The sequence below is a fragment of the Billgrantia sp. Q4P2 genome (genome assembly GCF_052806135.1).
In genome coordinates this window covers 1-21,062 of record NZ_JBRBAI010000022.1, presented here as the reverse complement: position 1 = coordinate 21,062, position 21,062 = coordinate 1, and the positions used below count along the sequence as shown (strand labels likewise).

18 protein-coding genes are annotated in these 21,062 nt (G+C 65.6%); 3 read left to right on the top strand and 15 right to left on the bottom strand.

Translation table 11 applies throughout. The annotated features are described in order from the left end of the window. The first annotated feature begins 5 nt into the window (after window positions 1-5). Window positions 6-833 (top strand): thiosulfate oxidation carrier complex protein SoxZ, encoded by an 828-nt coding sequence (gene soxZ, locus ACUY1T_RS21635; protein ID WP_446025640.1) that lies wholly within the window; start codon window positions 6-8, stop codon window positions 831-833. Window positions 834-908: 75 nt separating this feature from the next. On the opposite strand, the gene ACUY1T_RS21630 is transcribed toward soxZ, so the two are convergent. The 4 genes from ACUY1T_RS21630 to ACUY1T_RS21615 form a co-directional block, all read right to left on the bottom strand. Next, window positions 909-1,337 carry a universal stress protein gene (locus ACUY1T_RS21630; RefSeq protein ID WP_446025639.1) on the bottom strand — a complete coding sequence of 143 codons (429 nt, stop codon included), beginning with the start codon at window positions 1,335-1,337 and terminating at the stop codon, window positions 909-911. A gap of 12 nt (window positions 1,338-1,349) precedes the next feature. Continuing rightward, entirely contained in the window at window positions 1,350-3,947 is a 2,598-nt protein-coding gene (locus ACUY1T_RS21625; protein WP_446025638.1) for a TRAP transporter permease, read from the bottom strand. Window positions 3,948-4,098: 151 nt separating this feature from the next. Next, a complete protein-coding gene (locus ACUY1T_RS21620; protein WP_446025637.1) occupies window positions 4,099-5,079 on the bottom strand; it encodes a TAXI family TRAP transporter solute-binding subunit in 981 nt (326 codons plus the stop codon). Between the two features lie 288 nt (window positions 5,080-5,367). After that, window positions 5,368-6,756: a KamA family radical SAM protein gene (locus ACUY1T_RS21615; RefSeq protein ID WP_446025636.1), complete on the bottom strand. Its 1,389-nt coding sequence runs from the start codon at window positions 6,754-6,756 to the stop codon at window positions 5,368-5,370. Window positions 6,757-7,047: 291 nt separating this feature from the next. Here ACUY1T_RS21615 and ACUY1T_RS21610 point away from each other — a divergent pair, with 291 nt between their 5' ends. Then, window positions 7,048-7,569: a macro domain-containing protein gene (locus ACUY1T_RS21610; RefSeq protein WP_446025635.1), complete on the top strand. Its 522-nt coding sequence runs from the start codon at window positions 7,048-7,050 to the stop codon at window positions 7,567-7,569. A 13-nt stretch (window positions 7,570-7,582) separates the two neighbouring features. On the opposite strand, the gene ACUY1T_RS21605 is transcribed toward ACUY1T_RS21610, so the two are convergent. The 3 genes from ACUY1T_RS21605 to ACUY1T_RS21595 form a co-directional block, all read right to left on the bottom strand. Beyond that, entirely contained in the window at window positions 7,583-8,887 is a 1,305-nt protein-coding gene (locus ACUY1T_RS21605) for a TRAP transporter large permease (protein WP_446025634.1), read from the bottom strand. Further along, window positions 8,877-9,356 (bottom strand): TRAP transporter small permease, encoded by a 480-nt coding sequence (locus tag ACUY1T_RS21600; RefSeq protein WP_446025633.1) that lies wholly within the window; start codon window positions 9,354-9,356, stop codon window positions 8,877-8,879. Before ACUY1T_RS21600 ends, ACUY1T_RS21605 begins: the two co-directional genes overlap by 11 nt. A gap of 327 nt (window positions 9,357-9,683) precedes the next feature. After that, window positions 9,684-10,694 (bottom strand): DctP family TRAP transporter solute-binding subunit, encoded by a 1,011-nt coding sequence (locus ACUY1T_RS21595; RefSeq protein WP_446025632.1) that lies wholly within the window; start codon window positions 10,692-10,694, stop codon window positions 9,684-9,686. A 196-nt stretch (window positions 10,695-10,890) separates the two neighbouring features. Here ACUY1T_RS21595 and ACUY1T_RS21590 point away from each other — a divergent pair, with 196 nt between their 5' ends. Then, a complete protein-coding gene (locus ACUY1T_RS21590) occupies window positions 10,891-11,748 on the top strand; it encodes a DMT family transporter (RefSeq protein ID WP_446025631.1) in 858 nt (285 codons plus the stop codon). Here ACUY1T_RS21590 and ACUY1T_RS21585 read toward each other — a convergent pair. The 8 genes from ACUY1T_RS21585 to ACUY1T_RS21550 all read right to left on the bottom strand — a co-directional run. Continuing rightward, window positions 11,734-12,264: a DUF192 domain-containing protein gene (locus ACUY1T_RS21585; RefSeq protein WP_446025630.1), complete on the bottom strand. Its 531-nt coding sequence runs from the start codon at window positions 12,262-12,264 to the stop codon at window positions 11,734-11,736. The two genes, ACUY1T_RS21590 and ACUY1T_RS21585, sit on opposite strands and share 15 nt — an antisense overlap. Beyond that, the gene (locus ACUY1T_RS21580) at window positions 12,261-13,427 is read right to left on the bottom strand and encodes an ABC transporter ATP-binding protein (protein ID WP_446025629.1); all 1,167 of its coding nucleotides are present in this window, start codon (window positions 13,425-13,427) and stop codon (window positions 12,261-12,263) included. Before ACUY1T_RS21580 ends, ACUY1T_RS21585 begins: the two co-directional genes overlap by 4 nt. Beyond that, entirely contained in the window at window positions 13,420-14,088 is a 669-nt protein-coding gene (gene modB / locus ACUY1T_RS21575) for a molybdate ABC transporter permease subunit (protein WP_446025628.1), read from the bottom strand. The genes ACUY1T_RS21580 and modB overlap by 8 nt, the downstream gene beginning before the upstream one ends. Further along, window positions 14,088-14,924 carry a molybdate ABC transporter substrate-binding protein gene (gene modA, locus ACUY1T_RS21570; protein ID WP_446025627.1) on the bottom strand — a complete coding sequence of 279 codons (837 nt, stop codon included), beginning with the start codon at window positions 14,922-14,924 and terminating at the stop codon, window positions 14,088-14,090. Before modA ends, modB begins: the two co-directional genes overlap by 1 nt. A 138-nt stretch (window positions 14,925-15,062) precedes the next feature. Next, window positions 15,063-15,791 (bottom strand): GntR family transcriptional regulator, encoded by a 729-nt coding sequence (locus ACUY1T_RS21565; protein ID WP_446025626.1) that lies wholly within the window; start codon window positions 15,789-15,791, stop codon window positions 15,063-15,065. Window positions 15,792-15,920: 129 nt separating this feature from the next. Beyond that, window positions 15,921-18,827: a response regulator gene (locus ACUY1T_RS21560; protein ID WP_446025625.1), complete on the bottom strand. Its 2,907-nt coding sequence runs from the start codon at window positions 18,825-18,827 to the stop codon at window positions 15,921-15,923. Window positions 18,828-18,948: 121 nt separating this feature from the next. Then, window positions 18,949-20,598, bottom strand: a complete 1,650-nt coding sequence (locus ACUY1T_RS21555; RefSeq protein WP_446025624.1) for a Glu/Leu/Phe/Val dehydrogenase dimerization domain-containing protein — start codon at window positions 20,596-20,598, stop codon at window positions 18,949-18,951. Between the two features lie 127 nt (window positions 20,599-20,725). After that, window positions 20,726-21,062 (bottom strand): pyruvate kinase alpha/beta domain-containing protein (locus ACUY1T_RS21550; protein ID WP_446025623.1); only part of this gene is annotated, 337 nt, incomplete at its 5' end.

Sequence of the window (21,062 nt, the reverse complement as noted above, 5' to 3'; positions counted from 1 at the left end):
AATCCATGCATTCGTTTCGTTTCGCTCGTCAGGGCGTCTCTCGCCGCCGCCTGCTGCGCGACCTGGCCGTCGCCGGGGCAGGCCTTTGCCTTGCCACGCTCACCATGCCGGCGCTGGCCAGCGAGGCCTGGCAGCGCCTGGAAGCCGCCCAGCACCTGCTGGGCGACAGCGAACCCCGCACGCAGGGACTCACGCTCGACCTGCCGCATGTCTCCGAGGACGGCTCTGCGGTACCGTTGACGGTCAGTTTCGACGCAGAGCTGGATGAAGGCGACTACATCGCGCGGATCGACCTGTTCGCCAATGCCAACCCCTCGCCCGAGATCGCCACCTTCCGTCTCACCCCGCTGAATGGCAGAGCGGAAATATCCACCCGGGTGCGGCTCAACGAGACCCAGGAAGTGATCGCCGTCGCCACCAGCCACCAGGGCGAGCGCTACGTCACATCCCGCGAGGTGCGTGTCACCGTGAGCGGCTGTCTGATGCGCAACGGCGGAGAGATGCCGGACCCGCTCTCCAATCCGCGCGTCAGCGTCTCGTCCGAGCTGGCCGCGGGCGAACCCGGCGAGATTCGCACGCTGATCAACCACCCCATGGAGACTGGGCTGCGCGAAGACGACGATGGCGCCAGCGTGCCGCGTCATATCGTCGAGCACTTCAGCGTCTCGCTGAACGGTACTACCGCCTTCGAGGCAACGCTGCACCAGTCGGTTTCCGCCAATCCCTACCTGCGTTTCTTCCTCGCACCGCAGGAGAGCGGCGAGGCCGAATTCACCTGGCAGGACGACACCGGCGAAACGGCCCGGCATGTGGCTGAACTGAACGTTTCCTGAGCGATCCCGCCCACCTTGCGTGAAAGCGAAGACCCGGCCGATGGCCGGGTCTTCGCTTCATGCCATAGCAGGCGCTCAGCGCACGATCATCACCGACATTTTCGAGTGATGCACCACATGCTCGGCATTGGGGCCGAGCACGTAATCGGCGAACTTGCGCTTGTTGTGCGAGGCCATCACGATCAGGTCGACCCCGAGCTTCTTGGCCACCTTGACGATCGCTTCCCAGGGCGAACCGTCGACGATCACCGACTGTACCTTGATGTCGTCGGGCACATGCTCCTCGATGAAACGGTGCTGCGCCTGGGACAACGCCTCATGGGCCCTCTTGGCGAAGTCGCTCGGGAAGTAGGAGCCGACCAGTGGCATGTGGTAGTCCGGCAACACCGTCACCACGTGCAGCGAAGCCCCGAAGGTGCGGCACAGGGTCAGCGCCGTGGGCAGTGCCTTGACCCAGGAGGACTCCTCGTTGAGGTCCACTGACAGTAGAATCTTGTTGTACATCTTTCCCCCTCCTCAAGCGGCGTGAGCGGTCGATGGCTGCTGCTGGCGGCGTCGACGCTGCAGCAGCACCACCAGGCCGAACACCAGGAAGCCCGGAATCCACATCCACTCCTTGGCCCAACGATCCACCGGCGCCATCACCTCGATGATTTGCTGGTCGAAATCGAAGCCGAGATCCGCCGCCAGGCTGCCGAACTCGACGAGATCGACAGTGGCTTCATCGCCCTCGACCCACAGCTCCATGCCCAACCGCTCCATACGCTCTTCGGCCGTATCGCCTCGCGGCACCGGCACCAGAATATAGGTCGTCATGGAGTCGCCGAAGGCGTCCTCACCAGAAATTTGCACGCGTAGCTGGCTGCCATCGTCGACGGCGACCAATGCCTGGGCGAACTCGGCCGGCGGGATCGATTCGTAGGGGTCGTGGATGCGGTCCATCCAGTAGCCGGGGCGGAACAGGGTGAAGGCAACGAGCAGCAGCAGGACTGACTCGTACCAGCGGTTGCGCACCAGAAAGTAGCCCTGGGTACCCGCGGCGAAGATCAGCATGGCAATCGTGGAGATGATGAATATCACGACTCCCTGGAGCCACCCCACGTCGATCAACAGCAAGTCGGTATTGAAGATGAACAGGAACGGCAGTGCCGCGGTGCGCAGGCTGTAGTAGAACGCCTGGAAGCCGGTACGCAGCGGGTCGCCGCCGGAGACGGCCGCCGCCGCAAACGACGCCAGCCCTACCGGCGGCGTCACGTCGGCCATGATGCCGAAATAGAACACGAACAGATGCACCGCGATCAACGGCACGATCAAGCCGTTCTGCTGGCCCAGCAGCACGATCACCGGCGCCATCAGCGCCGACACCACGATGTAGTTGGCGGTGGTGGGCAGGCCCATGCCGAGGATCAGGCTGAGAACGGCGGTGAGCAGCAGGATCAGCATCAGGTTGCCCATGGCCAGGATCTCGACCACATCGGCGAGTACCAGGCCCACGCCAGTCTGCGAGACCGCCCCCACCACGATACCGGCCGTGGCGGTGGCGATACCGATGCCGATCATGTTGCGGGCACCGGCCACCAGGCCGTCCCACAGGTCGAGGAAGCCCTCCTTGATATCGGCTGCAAGCCGGCTGCGACCGCGGAAGAAGGCGGTAATGGGGCGCTGGGTGACCATGATGAAGATCATGAACACGGTGGCCCAGAAGGCCGACAGCCCCGGCGACAGGCGCTCCACCATCAGGCACCAGACCAGCACGATCACCGGCAGGATGTAGTGCAGACCCACCATTACCGTGGGCCGGGTCTGTGGCAGCGTGACCACCTGGGAAGTGGGGTCGTCGAGCTCCAGCTCGGGATAGAACGAGCCTAGCTTCAGCAGGCCCACATAGACCACGGCCAGAACCACGGCCACCACCCAGGGCGTGGCATCACCCAGGACCGGCTTGAGCCAACCGAGACCATAGTAGACGGCAAACGAGAGCGCCATCAGCAGGATCAAGCCTGTCAGGAAGCCGATCACCTTATTGAGGAAAGGTCGCACCGGGTTGCTCGAGGGCAAGCCCTTCAAGTCGGCCTTGAGCGCCTCGAGATGCACGATGTAGATCAGCGCGATATAGGAAATCAGTGCCGGCAGGAAGGCATGCTTGATCACCTCCACGTAGGAAATGCCGACGTACTCCACCATCAGGAAGGCCGCAGCGCCCATCACGGGCGGCATGATCTGGCCGTTGACCGAGGAGGACACCTCCACGGCACCGGCCTTCTCGGCCGAGAAACCGACCCGCTTCATCATGGGAATGGTAAAGGTGCCGGTGGTCACGGTATTGGCGATGGAGGAACCGGAGATCAGGCCGGTCATGCCGGAAGCCACCACGGCCGCCTTGGCCGGCCCGCCCTTGTAGTGGCCGAGCAGCGAAAAGGCGACCTTGATGAAGTAGTTGCCGGCACCGGCCTTGTCGAGCAGGGCGCCGAACAACACGAACAGGAACACGAAGCTGGTGGAAACCCCAAGAGCGATACCGAACACACCTTGAGTGCTCAGCCACTGGTGGTTGATCAAGCCATACAGGCTGACCCCGCGATGGGCCAGGATGCCCGGCATGTAGGGGCCGAACAGGGAATAGATGATGAACAGCGAGGCCACGATCGCCAGCGGCGGCCCCAGTGCCCGCCGGGTTGCCTCGAGCAGCACCACGATGCCAACCACGCCGACGATGACGTCCTGCAGGATCGGCGACCCGGGGCGCTCGGCGAGCTCGGCGTAAAAGAGGAACAGGTAAGCGGCACAGAAGGCGCCTACCAGCGCCAGCACCCAGTCCTGGATCGGAATGCGGTCGCGCGGCGAGCGCTTGAGTGCCGGATAGGCCATGAACGCCAGGAACATGGCGAAGGCCAGGTGAATCGACCGCGCCTCGGTGGCGTTGAAGACCCCGAAGCGGAACAGGAAAGGCAGCGGCGAGGCAATCCAGAGCTGGAACAGCGACCAGGCCGCCGCTATGCCGACCAGCAGCTTCCCGGGGGCACCCAGCGGCTTGCGCGCCCCGGTATCGCTCGAGGCAACCATATCCTCGAGATCGACCTCTGGCTTGTGTGGATTCGTCTTTTCGTTAGTCATTACCGTTGTGCCCCACGATCGCTATGGCTCATGAGATCGCCGACTCCAGGAAGCCGGTTCATTCCAAGGCCAGTGGCCAGCCCAAACGGATGCGCGGACCCCTAGGGTCCGCGCATCTCACCAGAGGGAGTCTTGACCCCTCAACGCCACATCACTCGATCCAGCCACGCTCACGATAATAACGAGCGGCACCGTCATGCAGAGGTGCGGTCAGGCCGTCGGAGATCATGTCCTCTTCGTTGAGGTTCTCGAACGCCGGATGCAGACGCTTGAAGCGATCGAAATTCTCGAACACCGCCTTGACGGTCTCGTAGATGACTTCTTCATCGACGGCAGTGGAACTGACGAAAGTCGCCGCCACGCCGAAGGTCTCGACGTCTTCGTCGTTGCCACGGTACAGGCCGCCGGGGATCACCGAACGGGTGTAGTAGGGGTACTCCTCGACCAGGGCATCGATCTCGTCGCCGGTCACCGGGATGAGACGAGCGTCGATGGTGGTGGTGGCCTCCTGAATGGAGCCGTTGGGATGCCCCACCACATAGACCATGGCGTCGATGTTGTTGTCAGCCAGGGCCGCGGCCTGCTCGGCGGCATCCAGCTGGGAAGCCAGCGAGAAGGTATCGGTATCCCAGCCCATGGCCTCCATCACCACGTTCATGGTATTGCGCTGGCCGGAGCCCGGGTTGCCGATGTTGACACGCTTGCCGGGGAAATCGGAGAAGTGCTCGATGCCCGAATCGGCACGCGCCACCACGGTCAGCGGCTCGCCGTGCATGGTGAAGACGGAACGCATGTCCTCCCAGGCGCCGTCGGATTCGAAGTTGGCTTCGCCATGGTAGGCACGGTACTGGACGTCGGACTGCACCACTCCCATGTCGAGTTCGCCGCTACGCATGCCGTTGACGTTGGCCACGGAACCGCCCGTGGACGGGGCGTTACAGCGAATGTTGTGCTCGTCGCTGCCGCGATTCACCATGCGACAGACCGACTGACCCACGACGTAGTAGACACCGGTCTGACCACCGGTGCCGATGGTAATGAATCGATCCTGCGCCACGGCCGGTGCAGAGAACATGGCGGCGCCCAGGAGCGCTCCGGAGAAGGCTGCCGCGGAGAAAGCATGGCGTTTCATTAACACACCTCATTGACGTTATTGGCTAGCTGTCATTGCTGACAAGCAAGATCCCTGAGTAGCCAGGCCTGAGGCAACTGGCTGGCGGAAACTACCGTTCCCCTCTACTTTAGCGAAAAAAACGTCGGAATGATGGGTCTTTTTCAACTGCCCTAATTTTAGTCTGCCTTTTCGTTTAGAGTGCGTTAATTCCTGATATGCATGACCCATGAGCATGCCTTACCGCCTGCCAGTCCCTTGCACTGGAGAGCCCCGCAGGCTACGCATCGTCAACCTGACAAGCCGCATCTAGGATGCCTTGAGGATCAGCTCCCGTTTCTCCTCTTTCATCGCCGCGAAGCCGCTCTCGAAGAAGAACTCGCGCTCACCCAGCGCGGGCTCCAGGTGATTGAGCCAGGTGGCCTGGTCGTCGTACCTGGCGAAGAAGGGGCGCTGTACCCAGTCGCTGTCGCGCCCCTGGATGAAGCGCAACACGAAGACCTTTTCGCCGTGGATCTCGGTCACCCCCTGGATCTCCACCTTGCCCGGATCGGCGGACATGGAGGGCCCCCGAGCGGTACGCGCCAGGCCCGGCACCTGTTTCATGGCCTCGCGGTAGATCTCCCAGGCACGCACCAGCGGCACCTCGAAGTAGTGGCGGGCGCCGGTGTCGCGCTCGACGAACATGTAATAAGGGATCATTCCCAGGCGCACCTGGGTGGTCCACATACGCGCCCACTGGTCGGCATCGTCATTGATGTGCTTGAGCAGCGGCGCCTGGGTACGGATCTCGGCACCGGTGGCGCGGATGCGACGGATCGCCTCGCGGCAGATGGGCGTCTCCATCTCCTTCCAGTGATTGAAGTGGGCCATGAAGGCCACGTGCTTGCCTGCCGCCGTCAGCTCGCGGAACAGCTCGAGGATATCCTCGGCGTCGGGGTCGGTGACGAAGCGATAGGGCCAGAAGGTCAGGCTCTTGGTGCCGATGCGGATGTCCTGGACGTGGTCCAGATCCGGGGCCATCAGCCCCTCCAGGTACTGGCGCAGGTGCTTGGCCTTCATCACCATCGGGTCGCCGCCGGTCATCAACAGGTCGGTGACCTCGGTATGCTCGGCCAGGTAGCGGTGCAGCGAACCCGCTTCGCTGGAGGCGAACTTCAGCTCCTTGTCGCCGACGAACTGCGCCCAGCGAAAACAGAAGGTGCAGTAGCTGTGGCAAACCTGGCCCTGGCTGGGAAAGAACAGCACCGTCTCGCGGTACTTGTGCTGCATGCCTGGCAGCGGCTCGCCGTCGAGCAACGGCAGGTTGAGATCCATCTGGCCTGCGGGATGCGGGTTGAGTTCACCGCGGATACGCTCAATCACCGGCTTCAGCTCCGCCGCATTGGCACCACGACGAACCAGCTCGGCCACCTCGTCGAAGTGTTCCGGCTTGAGCATCCCGCGCTGGGGGAAGGTGAGCTGAAAGACCGGATCCTCGGGGACATTGGTCCAGTCGATCAGTTCGTCGATGACATACTCGTTGACGCGAAACGGCAGCACCTGGCTGACCACCCGCATGTCGAAACGCAGGTCTTCAGGCAGTCGCTGAATCGCCTCGATCTTGTCCAGTTGGCGATGGGTATAGACCTTGAATTGGCGGGCCTCGAAGGCCTCGGCATTGGTACCGCCGAGATCGATGTTCACACGCTGGTTCATAGTCTCCTCCTGTTGTCATGAGCCCTGGCCTGCACTACGCACAAAAACGCCGTCACACCGGTCGCAGACCGGCGCAGCCGTGGCTTGTCGGGGGGAGCACATTGGTACCGCCTTGAAGGGAGAGATGCAAGTTTGTGCAGCGAACTGCAACGAATGTCACGGAATTTACGAGAAAGCGCAACGTTTCGTCTCACCAGCGCGGGGCTGGCCCTGGCCTTCCTGACGCGCTGAACTTGAACAAGCCCGCCCCTTCCCACCAGACTGAAATGACACGCTCCAGGAGAAGACGATATGACTGCGCAAGTGGAGTGCCGCCAGGGCGATATCGCCAACCAGCCCGATATCGATGCCGTAGTCAACGCGGCCAATGCAGAACTCCGGCCTGGCGGTGGCGTGGCCGGTGCCCTGCATCGGGCGGCCGGGCCGGAGCTCGACCGGGCCTGCCGCCCCCTGGCGCCGATCGAGCCCGGCCAGGCGGTGATCACCGAGGCCTTCGGGTTGCCCAACCGCCACGTCATCCACTGCCTGGGACCGGTCTACGGCCGCGACAAGCCAGAAGCGGCGCTGCTGGCCGACTGCTATCGCAACGCGCTCGAACTGGCCGAGCACCATGGCCTCTCCAGCATCGCCTTTCCTGCTCTTTCGGCGGGCGCTTTCGGCTATCCCCTCGAGGATGCCGCCCGAATCGCGCTCACCACGGTGCGCGAGACGCTGCCCCACTGCCCCGGCATCGAACGGGTGCGCTTCGTGCTGTTCGATACCGGCAGCGCCAAGCTTTTTCAAGACACCCTGGAAAGCCTACGCACGGTTTAAGCATCAGGGTTTTTCAGACGTTGTAGCCCAGGACCCTCGGCAACCACAGGGCAATCCCGGGAAAGATCGCCACCAGCGCCAGGGCACTGGCCATGGCCAGCACGAACAGCAGCGCCCAGCCCACGGTCTGCTCCAGTCGGATCCGGGCAATGTTGGTGGTTACCATCAGGTTGACCGCCACCGGCGGAGTGAACTGGCCGATGGCGATGTTCATCGCCAACAGGATGCCGAACCACACCGGGTTCCAGCCGAAGTGCTGCATCACCGGGATCAGGATCGGCATCATGATCAGGTAGATCGAGATGGCGTCGAGCAGCATGCCGGCGAGCAGCACCGCCAGCATGATCAGGATCAGCAGCAGCACGCCATTGTCGGTGAGACCGACGATCCACTCCGCCAGGTGGCGGAAGGTGCCGAGCATGGTACCGGCCCAGGCGAAGATCCCGGCCAGGGCGATGATCAGCATCACCACGCCGGAGATCACCGCCGCCTCGCCGAGCAGGCTCCACAAATCGCGCAGGTTGAGCTCACGGGTCAGGAACAGACCCACCAGGGCGCCATAGGCTACCGCTACCACGGCCGCCTCGGTGGGCGTGAACAGCCCCGAGCGCAGCCCGCCCAGGATCAGCACCGGGGCGAACAACGCCGGCAGCGCCTGCTTGAAGGTTTCGCCCACCTTGAGACGCTCGGCGCCTTCCACCGGCGCGCCGCCTTCCCAGCCGTAGCGCCTGGAAACCAGCAGCGCCGGCACCAGCAGCGCCAGGCCGGCCAGGATGCCCGGAAAGAGCCCGGCGGCGAACAGCGCCCGCAGGTCGACCCCGGGTACCACGATGGAGTAGAGAATCAATGCCACGGAAGGCGGAATAAGAATCGCCGTCGAGGCGGAAGCAGCGATCAGCGTCGCCGAGAAGGGTTTGGGGTAGCCAGCCTTGGTCATGCTCGGCAGCATTACCATGGCCACCGCCGCGGCATCCGCCGGACCTGAGCCGCTCATGCCGCCCATGATCATGCAGACCAGCACCGCCACCAGTGCCAACCCGCCATGGCGCGGCCCGATCAGGGCCTGGGCGAAACGCACCAGGCGCAGCGCCACCCCGGCTCGCTCGAAGATCAGCCCGGTCATGATGAACAGCGGAATGGCAATCAGCGGATACTTGGCAATGCTGTTGTAGGTATTGGTGCCAAGCGTCGCCAACATCTCCGGCGAGAGACCGGAGACGATACCCACCGCCCCGGCCAGGGCCAGCGAGAAGGCTACCGGCACGCCGGCGATCAACAGCCCGGCGAAGGCCAGGATCATCCACAGATCAGGGCTCATCGTCGAGCCTCCCGCGCAGGCGGTCGACGGTCTGCTGTATCAGTCGCACCAGCATGGCTGCCGAGAGCAGCGGCAGCCAGGCGAGGTACCACCACTGAGGCAGGCCAAGCCCCGGCGACAGCGACTGCCACTGGTACTCCTCCCAAGTCAGCTTGGCACCGAACCAGGTGATCAACCCCAGCACGATGGCGCCGCACAGGCCCTGGAACAGGATCAGCGCAAGACGCGGCCCAGCCGGCAGCGAACGCTCGAGCAGTCCGATACGAATGTGGCCATTGCGCCGCAGCGCCACCGAGGCGCCGGCGAAGGTCAGCACCACCAGCAGGAACACCGAGAACTCCTCGGTGAAGGCCAGTGAGCCACCGGTGACGTAGCGGGTAACGACGTTGCCCAGGCTGATCAGCGAAATGACGGCCAGCGCCAGCGAACCCAACCAGCGCTCGGGCCTGGCATCGGGAGAGAACTTCATGGCAGCCTCGTAGTGAAGGGCCCGGCTCCATTGGCGGAGCCGGGTCTAGACTATGCCTGACAACTGCCTGCGCTTGGTCATGCGGCGTTAAAAATCAGCTCAAAGTACTCATTTACAGCCCGTAAACTCCGTCTTTGGACTCGCGACATCCTTGTCGCTCGCTCTTCGAGCAGCGGAGCTGCCCAAATCGGCTTTCCTGCCGATTTGTCGCTGATTTTTGCCTTGCGACCCACAGGGATGTGGGAAGTGCGTTGGCCCGTAGGGAACGGGCCTAGCCCTGACCTTCGCTCGCCGACTTTTCAGGCACAGTCTAGGCGTTGATGGAGCTCAGCGCTCCTCGATGGCCTGGCGTGCAGCGTCGACCAGCTCAGTGCCGATACGCGGAATCCACTTTTCATGCACGCTCTGGGTGGCATTGACGAAGGCGCGATGCTGCTCCTCGGTGAGCTCCGTGACCTGCACGCCGCGCTCCTGGATGTCGGCCAGACGCTCGCTCTCCTGCTCGCGGGTCATGGCGATCTCCCATTCGCCGGCCTCGATGGCGGTCTCACGCAGGATCTCGCGCTGCTCCTCCGAGAGCGACTCCCACACACGCTGGTTGACGGCGAAGATCAGCGGATCGTTCATGTAGTTCCACAGGGTCAGGTACTCCTGCCCCACCTGATCGATGCGGGCCACGTCGAATACCGAGAGTGGGTTCTCCTGGCCGTCCACGGCGCCAGTGGTCAGCGCCGGCTGGGCATCGGTCCAGCTCATCTGGGTGGGATCGGCGCCCAGGGCGGTGAAGGTATCCTGGAACAGCGGCGAGCCCACCACGCGAATCTTCAGGCCGTTGAGGTCGCCGGGCTCGGAAATGGGGCCCCGCGAATTGGAAAGCTGGCGGAAGCCGTTCTCGCCCCAGGCCAGTGGGATCACGCCGCGGGACTCGATGGCCTCGAAGATCATCTCACCGGCAGTGCCACCGGTCACGGCATCGACAGCCGCCTCATCGGGCATGAAGAACGGCAGCGAGAAGAGGTTCAGCTCGGGCACCTGGGGCGACCAGTTGATGGTCGAGCCCACGGCCATGTCGATCAGGCCGGAGCGCATGGCGGAGAATTCGCGGGTCTGGTCGCCGGCCACCAGCTGCGAGTTGGGGTAGACACGCAGAGTGAGCTCCCCATCGGTGCGCTCCTCGACCAGCTCGGCCCACTTCTCCGCCGCCTGTCCCCAGGGGAAGGCATCCGAAAGCACGGTGGAAACGGAAAGCTCGCGTGCCTGTGCCGAGAGCGAAGCGGTCAACACGGCGGCACCGGCCAAAGCCGCGGCGATACGGGTAATACGGCTTGCTGAATTCATGACGTGTCCTTGCAACTGGGGCCGGTTCCCACAGGACCGGCCATGTTTATCGTTCTGGCGGGCATCGACGAGAGTTTCGCCACGCCTCGACATTCTACGATGTCGCGCGTTGAATGGTAGCCCGTTAACGAATAGAGGACGACGGGCGGGTACGAGACTGCTACGCTCGCCATGCCAATTTGACCAGGAACCTACCGTGCCACTGCGCGACTTGCTGCTGGGCCTTTCGATCGTGGCGATCTGGGCTCTCAACATCATCGTCATCAAGCTGGGTGTCGAAGAGCTGCCGCCGCTACTGCTGACGACCCTGCGCTTCCTGCTGGTGGCGGCCCTGCTGGTGCCCTTCCATCCCGTGGCGCGCCATCAGCTACCCTTCCTCATCCTGTTGTCGGCAACCTTCGGTACCCTGCACTTCGCCCTGCTGTTCATCGGCCTGGGACAGGCGGAGGCCGGCACCGGGGCGCTGCTGGTACAGATGGGCACGCCCTTCGCCACCCTGCTGGCGGTGATCTTTCTGGGCGAAAGGCTGAGCGCCAAGCGCCTGGTCGGGCTTGCGCTGTCGTTCGGCGGGGTGGTGGTTCTCGCCGGCGGCCCCAGCCTGCCCTCGCCACTGCCCATGGCCCTGCTGCTGCTTAGCGCATTCGGCTGGGCGGTATCGCAGCTGTTGATCAAGAAAGGACCCAATATCGCCCCCATGGGGCTGGCGGGCTGGACGGCGCTGTTCGCCGTGCCCCAGGTGGCACTCGGCTCCTGGTGGTTCGAGCACGACCAGCTCGACGCCATGGCGGCGGCCGGCTGGTTCGGTTGGGGCGCGGTATTCTATACCGCGGTGATGTCGTCGATCGTCGCCTACGGCATGTGGTACGGCCTGCTGCGCCGCCATCCGGTGAGCCGGCTGGCACCGCTGAGCCTGTTGGTGCCGGCGGGCGCCGTGATACTGGGCATCGTGCTGCTGGGGGAAAACCTCAATGCCTATATCGTGTTCGGTGGCGCCATGGTCATCGCCGGCGTGGCGCTGATCGTGATTCGTTTCCGGGCCTTATTCGGCCGTTGAGGGGCAGCCACCCTGGCGCCCCGGCCAGCTCACGCAGGCGCCCTCCTCGATGCCGTGCGCCTCGAAGTAGCCGGCGTTGACCTCCAGCGCGGCGTGGTACGTCGCGCCAGCCACGGTGACCGGGCAGTCGTAGGGGTTGCGCGAGGTGCAGGGCTGCATGGTATGCAGGGCGGCGATCCGCCCCTCGGCGTCGATGAAGGCGATATCCAGCGGGATGCGGGTGCGATACATCCAGAAGCCCGCCTGGGGCGGCTGTGCCGCTTGGTAGAGAAACAGCATGCCGGCGTGCGGGGCGAGGTGGTCGCGATCCATCAGGCCCTTCTGCCGCTCTGCCGAAGTGCGCGCCAGCTCCACCTCGAGCCGATGACGCTCATCGCCTGCGTGTATCTCCAGCGGCACACGCTCGTGGGAGGACGGCTCCCCGGCCGGCAGCTGCTCGACCAGCAGCAGCGCGAACAGGAGCGCCACGGCAGCCCCCACTCCCCCACGACGTAGCGAGCCGTGCACTAGCTTCATGTCATCTCCTCCGTGGACTCGTCGGGCAACAGGTGGATGCCGGCTGCCAGCAGCGAGAGCTGTACCCGCTCGCCGCGGACCAGGGCGTTGCGCCTGGCGGCATGGGTGGAAACATCGAAGCGCAGCGTCGCTTCGACATGGTCGACCTGCACCGCCAGCGTGGTGGTACCGCCCATGACGACCATCTCGCTCACCCGGCCAGTAACGGGATTCTCACCTTCGCCCCTGGAGGCACGGTCGCCCCGATGCAGCACCACATCGGAGTCGGGCAGGTACCAGGTAACCGCCTGGCCAGGGGCGAGACGCTCGAGCCCCTCGGCCACCTCGAGCGTAAGCGGCCCCCACTGCAGCCTGCGCTGACCCTGGCATTCCACCACACTACCGCTGAACAGGTTATGGCGATCCAGCAGGCGCGCCACCTCGGCGCTGGCCGGGCGGCGAAACAGCGTCTCGGCATCGCCCACCTGCAGGCTCTTGCCACCATGGAGCACGCATAGCCGGTCGGCAAGGGCCACGGCTTCGTCGAGGTCGTGAGTGACCAGCAGGATGGGGATGCGGATCTGCTCGCGCAATCGCGCCAGCTCCCGCTGCAGCCGGCGACGGGTGACCTGATCCACCGCCGAGAAGGGTTCGTCGAGCAGTAGCGCCTGGGGCTCTCGCGCCAACGCCCGGGCCAGCGCCACCCGCTGCCGCTGCCCGCCCGAGAGCTGCGATGGGTAGCGCCCGCCCAGCCCCTCCAGGTGCATGCGGGCGAGCCAGCGCTCGGCTTGTGCGGCACGCTGTGCTGCATCGAGGTGCCCCAGTGCCACACGGACGTTGTCGCGCGCAGTGAGGTGCGGGAACAGCGCATAATCCTGGAACACCAGGCCGACGCGGCGTTGCTGTGGCCGCAGATCGAAACCCGAGACGGTATCGAACCAGATGTCCTGGCCACAGGTGATACGCCCCTCCTGCGGTTTCATCAGCCCGGCAATGGCGCGCAGCAGCGTAGTCTTGCCGCTGCCTGAGGGGCCGACCAGCGCCAGCAGCTCACCGGCATCGCAATGGAAGCGGGCCTCGAGGGGGATGGGGCCGATTTGCTGCAAGGCGACTTCCAGCCGTCCGGAGGCAAGCAGCAATTGTCCGCCGCCTCCCGGCATGAGGTCGGCGCTACGCTCAGACACGACGCCACCGCCTGCGGCCCGCCAGGCCGTATACCACACCGATGGCGACGAAGGAGACCAGCAGCAGCATGGCCGACATGATGCCGGCCCCGCGCTCGTCGAAGGCCTGTACCCGATCGTAGATGGCGATGGCCAGGGTACGCGTCTCGCCGTCGATGGCCCCGCCCACCATCAGGATCACGCCGAATTCACCCAGGGTATGGGCGAAGGTCAGCGCCAGTGCCGAGATCACCCCCGGCCACACCAGCGGCAGTTCGATACGCAGGAAGGTCTGCCAGGGCGAGAGGCCGCTGCACCAGGCCGCCTCGCGCAGATTGGCGGGCACCGCCTCGAAAGCGCGCTGGACCGGCTGCACGGCGAACGGCAGGTTGGCCACCAGCGAGGCGAGCAGGATGCCGGTAAAAGTGAAGTTCAGCCCCTCGCCGGTGAGGCGATGCCACAAGGCGCCGAACGGCGCGTCGCGGCCAAAGCTCATCATCAGATAAAAGCCCAGCACCGTGGGCGGCATTACCAGTGGCAGGGCGACCAGCGCCTCGCACAGCGGCTTGCCGCGAAAGCGGGCCTGAGCCAGGGTGCGCCCCAGCCACAGCCCCACGGGCAACAGGAACAGACAGGTCAGCAGTGCCAGCTGCAGCGAGACCGACAGCGCCGTCCAGTCCATCAGCTCGCCTCGCTCCCTTCAACGTTCTCTTCGCCGCTCTCGTCGTCAGCCTCGCCGGGCAGGCGGAACCCGTAGCGCGCCAGGATCTCGCGGGCTTCGTCCAGTTGCAGCCAGGCATAGAAGGCCCGGGCGGTATCGCCGGCCCCCTTGACCAGTGCCATGCGCTGTACCAGCGGCGCATGCCAGGCTTCGGGAATCAGCACGAACTCACTGCGCTCGCCGAGCTCGGGGGCCAATGCCAGGGACCAGGCGACGAGACCGCCGCGCGCGTCGTCGGAGAGGGCGAACTGGGCCGCCTGGGAGACGTTCTCGCCGAGGATGCGCAGCGCCGCACTTTCCTCCCACAGGCCGGCTTGCTCCAGCGTCTGGCGTGCCGCTACGCCGTAGGGCGCATGCTCGGGGTTGGCCAGGGCGATACGCGGCCGGCCCTCGCCCTGGGCATGCGCCGCCAGCGCTTCGCGCACCCCGGCCAACGGGTCGTCCTCCTTGGGCAGATCGTCGCGCCCGGCCCGCTGCAGCCAGGCCAGCCGGCCGATGGCGTAGACGACGCCTTCATCCTCGGTATGCCCCTCGTCATGCAGCGCCAGCACATAGCTTTCGTCAGCCGAAAGATAGAGTTCGAAGGGTGCCCCTTGGGCGATCTGACGGCGGAAATTGCCTGATGAGCCGAAGTTGAGGCGCAGTGGCTGGCCGGTCTCGGCCTGGAAGCGCTCGGCGGCATCACGCAGGGCGAACTGCAAATCCGCGGCCGCCGCCACCGTGGGTGCCCCGGCCACCACCGGCGGCGACAGCAGTACCAGCCAGCCCAGCAGCACGGCAATCAGCCATCGCGTCATGATCGATTCTCCCGGTGGTCACGTCCCTGCGGCCATCGGCCGCCCATGGCCGGCATTGTCGGCCATGCGGACGGACGGGGACAAGCCGGGGCCCCGGCAAGCCGACAGCCATCGGCTTGTATCTTGAGGCAGGTCAGCTCAACCGGCGCGTTGCTGGCCCAGGATCGCCATCAGGTCGATGCTGGCATCCCGGGTGCTCAGGTCGAGCAGGTTCTCCAGCGCCAGCAGGTGATCATCGATGCAGCGGCGGGCCGCCTCGGGTTCGCCCACGCGCAGGTGCCTCAACAGGCGGACGTGGTCCCCTTCCAGATAGCAGGAGGCGAGCCCGGCTCGCTTGTAGAGGGCGATGACGATGGAGGTCCGCAGGATCAGATCGGTGAGCATGGCACCAAGCACCCGGTTGGGTGACAGCTCGGCCAGGGTATGGTGGATGGCCAGCGAGTGCTCGATGCGCGCCGGCTCGTCGTGACCGGCATGGGCATCGATCTCCTGCTGCACCTGCGCCTCCAGCAGCGCCAGTTGCGAGGCCTCCAGCCGACCGGCCAGCAGCGCCGCCACCTCGCCCTCCACCAGGCGCCGGGCAGCGAAGGTCTCGCGTGTCTCCTCGATGCTCGGTGCCCGCACCCGCGCCACCTGGTTGGGCTGCTGGCTGACCACGTGGTCGGCGGCCAGGCGGGTCAGGGCCTTGCGCACCACCGAGCGGCTGACGCCGAAGATCTCGCCCAACGCCACCTCGGGCAGCCGGGTGCCCGGCGGCAGACGCTGGGTCAGTACCGCCTTGCGGACCTTGTCGACGATCTGCTGATCGCTGATGCGTCCTCCCGCCCTGACCTCGGCCAGGACCTCCTCGTGCCAGGCATTGCTCATGGTCTCCCCTCTTACCTACCGCCGCCCCGAGAGGCACCTTCGCATGTTTCTCGGCAGATGACCACAACCCGACGCAACATTGTATACAACATGGGTTTCGACACGCCCTATCGCCCCGTCCAGCAGGCGTCAGCCAGCATTTCCGTCACCGCCGCCGGATACCGCCTCGAGCGCCTTCTGGAGTTCCGTGGCGCGGCTGCGCAGTGGGTCGAAGGCCTGGGCGGCGCCTGCGAATTCGCCCGATTTCGCCAGGGCCTCGAGGCGCTGCGCCGCGCCCCCGAGCGCCTGGCCACCGACGACCAGGGCCGACCCCTTGAGGGTATGCGCCGCCCGGCGCAGGGTCGCGGCGTCTTCCCGGGCGATGGCCTCCTCGATCTCCTGTATCAGCCTGGGGCACTCTTCCAGGAACAACTCGACCATCTCGCTCAGCAGTCCGCGGTTGCCCTCCAGGTTCTGCAGTGCGCCCTCCATATCCAGGCAGGGAAGCGCCTCGATATCACCACTCGGCGCATCTCCCGTCGGCGCCGGAGGCTCGTGCGATGCCCCGCCGGGCGCCAGCGCCTCGACGGCCCGGAACAGTTCGGCGGCCCGGAACGGCTTGGTGACATAGTCGTCCATGCCCGCGGCGAGACAACGCTCGCGGTCCTCCTTGGTGGCACTGGCGGTCATGGCCACGATCGGCACATGCTCACCGCTCTCGCGCTCTCGCTCGCGGATCGCCCGCGAGGCGGCGAGGCCATCCATCACCGGCATGTGAATGTCCATCAGCACCACATCGAACGCTTGTCGCTCGACGGCCTCCAGGGCTTCGGCACCGTTGCGGGCCAACTCGACCTCGTGGCCACGCTGGGTCAGCAGATCGATGGCCACCCGCTGGTTGGTGAGGCCATCCTCCACCAGCAGCACCCGCCGAGCGATCCAGTCGCCGGGAAACTCGTGGGAAACGGGCACCGCCTGACCGTTCGCGATGGCGACGCCCAGCGCCTCGGCGACGGCATTCAGCAGCTCCGACTGCTTGACCGGCTTCATCAGCAGGCGTGCAATGCCCAACCGACGACGCAGCGCGGCATCGCCGCCGCGCATGCCCGAGGAGAGCATCAGGATCCGCATGGCGGTCAGTTCGGGCCGTTGGCGCAACCTGTCGGCGAGCTCGTAGCCGTCCATGCCCGGCATCATCACGTCGAGCAGGGCGAGCGGAAAGGGAGACTCCACGGCACGCTCGACGACCTCGAGGGCCTTTTCACCATTGGCCACCGTGGTGGGCCGCATCCCCCAACTGGCCAGGATCTCCTCCAGAATCATGCGGTTGGTGCGGTTGTCGTCCACCACCAGCACGCGCTGGCCATGCAGCCCCAGCGGCTGCCGGGAGGCCTCATCCCGCTCCACCGGCAAGTGGAAGTCGACGCTGAACGAGAAGCTGCTGCCATGCCCGCCCGGGCCGCTGGCGAGCTGGATCCGCCCCCCCATCATCTCGACCAGCTGGGCGGCGATGGAGAGCCCCAGGCCGGTGCCACCATCGCGGCGGGTAGTGGAGCTGTCGGCCTGGCCGAAGGCCTCGAAGACCCGCTCACGCTGCGTCTCGGGAATACCCACGCCGGTATCGCGCACCTCGAAGGCGATCCGCGCACGGTCCTCGTCGAGTGCCTCGAGGCCCAGGTCCAGCACCACCTCGCCGGTCTCGGTGAACTTGATGGCGTTACCGACCAGATTGACCACCACCTGGCGCAGGCGCACCGGGTCACCTAGCAACCAGTCGGGAATCTCCGGTGGGATATGCACCGCCAGCTCCAGCCCCTTCTCGTCGGCACGCAGCGCCAGGGTCTGCAGGGTATCGCCCAGGGTGTCGCGCAGGTGGAAGGCCACGATCTCGAGCTCGAGCCGCCCTGCCTCTATCTTGGAGAAGTCGAGGATATCGTTGATCAGCCCCAGCAGGGTATCCGCCGACTTCTGGATGATCGCCACGTACTCCGCCTGCTGCTCGGTGAGTTCGGTACGCTCGAGCAGTTCGGCCACGCCGATCACGCCGTTCATGGGCGTGCGGATCTCGTGGCTCATGTTGGCCAGGAATTCGCTCTTGGCCAGGCTGGCCTGCTCCGCCGCATCCCGGGCGCGGCGCAGCTCGTCCTGAGAGCGGCGCAGCTCCACGGCAGTGGTCTGGAGCTCGGCGGTGCGCTCGTCAACCAGTTCCTCCAGGCGATGACGGTGCTGCTCCAGCTCGGTGATATCCGAATAGACCGCGACATAGCCACCATCGCCGGTACGATGCTCGCTGATCTGGACGCACATCCCGTCGCTGCGCACGAACTGATAGGGAGCGGTGGGGTTGCGATGCGCGGCGAGACGCTCGGCGACCCAGGCCTCGCTCGTGGCATATCCCGGGGGCGTAAAGCCACGCTCGGCCACGGCCCGCAGCAGGTCTTCGAAGCTCAACCCCAGCTCGACCACATCGCCCGGCGTGACGAAATGCTCCTTGAAGCAGGAGTTGTAGAGCACCAGCCGGTCGTCGGCATCGAACAAGGCGAATCCCTCGGCGATGGATTCGAGCGCTTCGGTGAGCTGGTCGTGGGCCGACTCGGCCCGGGCCTGGGCCTCCTCGGTGAGGCGCACCTGGGCCTCCAGGTGCTCACGCTGGGCCTCCAGCTCGGTGATATCGGTGTAGATGGCCGCCACCCCGCCGTTGCCGGTGCGCCGCTCGCTGATGCGCAGCGTGCGGTTGCCGGTAGGGACCGTGAACGGCGGGCCCGGATTGCGGCGCTGGGAGAGACGCCAGGCGATCCACGCCTCGGGGTCGCGGTCGCCGATGTCGACGATACCCCGCGTGACCACCGTGCGGATCAGGTCCTCGAAGCGCATGCCCGGCACGACCATCTCAGGCACCCCCGAGTACTCCCGGAACCGGGAGTTGCAGGCCACCAGGATGTCGTCGGCGTCGTAGAGGGTGAAGCCCTCGGAGATCGCCTCCAGGGCCTCGAGCAATTGCTGACGCTGCAGGCAGCAGGGTGCTATCTCTCGCGGCCGTTCGGACTCCGTGGTCATGTGCTGTCCCCCCTCATTCCAGACCGATCGACTGCCGCGCGGCTATGAGTCTGTCGGGTTTGACCGATCGTCGCGAGAGACACGGGTTTCGCAGTAGATTAGTGTTAAATCCGACAGGCTCCTAGGGAAAGACGCCGCGCAGCAGCTTGGCTTCGGTGACCCGCGACACCCCTTCGATCAGCGCCGCCGTGCGCATGTCGATCCGCTCGGCCTGCGCCCGGCGCAGGGTGCGCTGGAAGGCATCCAGCAGGATCGCCTTGAGCCGCCCGTTGATCTCGTCCAGCGTCCAGGTCAGGTTCTGCATGCCCTGCACCCACTCAAAATAGGACACCGTGACGCCGCCAGCGTTGCCGAGGATGTCGGGCAGCACGAAGATGCCCCGCTCGTGGAGGATATCGTCGGCCTCGAGCATGGTCGGCCCGTTGGCGCCCTCGGCCAGCAGCCGGCAGTTAATGTCGGCGGCATTCTCCACCGTGACCTGATTCTGCAGGGCCGCCAGCACCAGGATGTCGCAGTCGAGCTCCAGCAACTCCTTGTTGCCGATCGGCTCGGCATCCGGAAAACCGCCCAGCACCCGGTGCTGGGCGACATGGGCTTCCAGTGCCTCCACCGACAGGCCCTCGTGGCGATGGAGAGCGGTGGAGACATCTCCCACCGCAATGATCTTGACGCCCAGCTCCGCAAGGAAGCGCGCCGCATGGCTGCCCACATTGCCGAAGCCCTGAACCACTGCGGTCGACCCGGCGAGCTCGAGCCCCAGGTGCGCCGCCGAGGCCTCGATCAGGTAGACCAGGCCGCGCCCGGTGGCCTCCTTGCGTCCCAGCGAGCCCCCCAGCACCACCGGCTTGCCGGTGACCACCGTCGGCACCGCATGCCCCATCTGCTGACTGTAGGTGTCCATCACCCAGGCCATGACCTGTTCGTCGGTGCCCAGGTCCGGGGCGGGGATGTCCTTGTCGGGGCCGATCATCTCGATGATCTCGGTGGTGTAACGGCGCGTCAGGCGCTGCAGCTCCGAACTGCTGAGCGCGGTGGGGTCGACCCGCACACCGCCCTTGGCGCCACCGAAGGGCAGCCGCATCAGGGCGCACTTCCAGGTCATCCAGGTGGCCAGGGCCGCCACCTCGCCCAGGGTCACATCCTGGTGATAGCGGATGCCGCCCTTGGTCGGCCCCATGGTGAGGACGTGCTGGACCCGGTAGCCGAATACCGTCTCCACCTGGCTGTGATCGTCGCGCAGGAAGGGGAAGGAGACCATCTGGGCGCGCTGGGGGAACAGCAGGCGCTGGCGCACGTTGTCGTCCAGGTTCATGTACTGGGCAGCCTTGAGGAATTGCTGCTGGGCCAGGCGAAACATCGGCGAGTCCCATTCGCCGCCCCTGGCCCGGGCCCGGGCCAGGGTGTAGCGAACCGCACGCCCCAGGGAGGCGCCCTTGAGATGCGACTTGACCAGGTAGTCGTAAGCCCCCGACTCCACCGCCCGGGCCGCCAGCTTGACGTCATCGAGGCTGGTGAGGATCACCACCGGCACCTGGGGCGCCACCAGGCGGACTCGCCACAGGGTCTCCAGCTCCTGGCTGTCCGGCAGCACCAGGTCCAGCAGCACGAGATCCACGTTGCCCTGGGCGAGGCGCATCAGGCCGGTGTCGAGACGCTCCACCGCCTCGACGTCGCACCGCAGCTGAGTGTCGGCCTTGAGCAACTGCTGGATCAGGCGGCGATGCAGCGCATTGTCCTCGATCAGCAGCAGGTGTATGGGGGTGGCGGACATGATCGAAGCCCTCGCGGTGAGCCGAATCCGACCAGAGCATCCTGAACCCGTCCGGTGTCCGACGACCCCGGGCGGGTCCCGTTAGCCTAAGCGTAGGCCAAGCCCGCACGATCGGCGCCGTTCTCCGCTACGTCACATCGAGTATTTTCAGGGTGTTGGTGCCGCCATGAGCGTTCATGTGGTCGCCCCGGGTCAGGATGACATGATCTCCCGGTTCGGCAATCCCCTTCTCCACCAGCAGCGCCAGCGCCCGGTCGTTGAGTTCGCCGGCCGCCATCATGGTGGTGTCGAACGGCAGCGAGACCACCCCGCGGTAGAGCGCCATGCGGCGCTGGGCGATGGGGCTGTGGGCCAGCCCGACGATGGGCAGCCCCGAGCGGATGCGCGAGGCGATCAAGGGCGTGTAGCCGGTGGAGGTCATGCAGGCGATGGCGGCCACCCCGGTGAGGTGGTTGGCAGCGTAC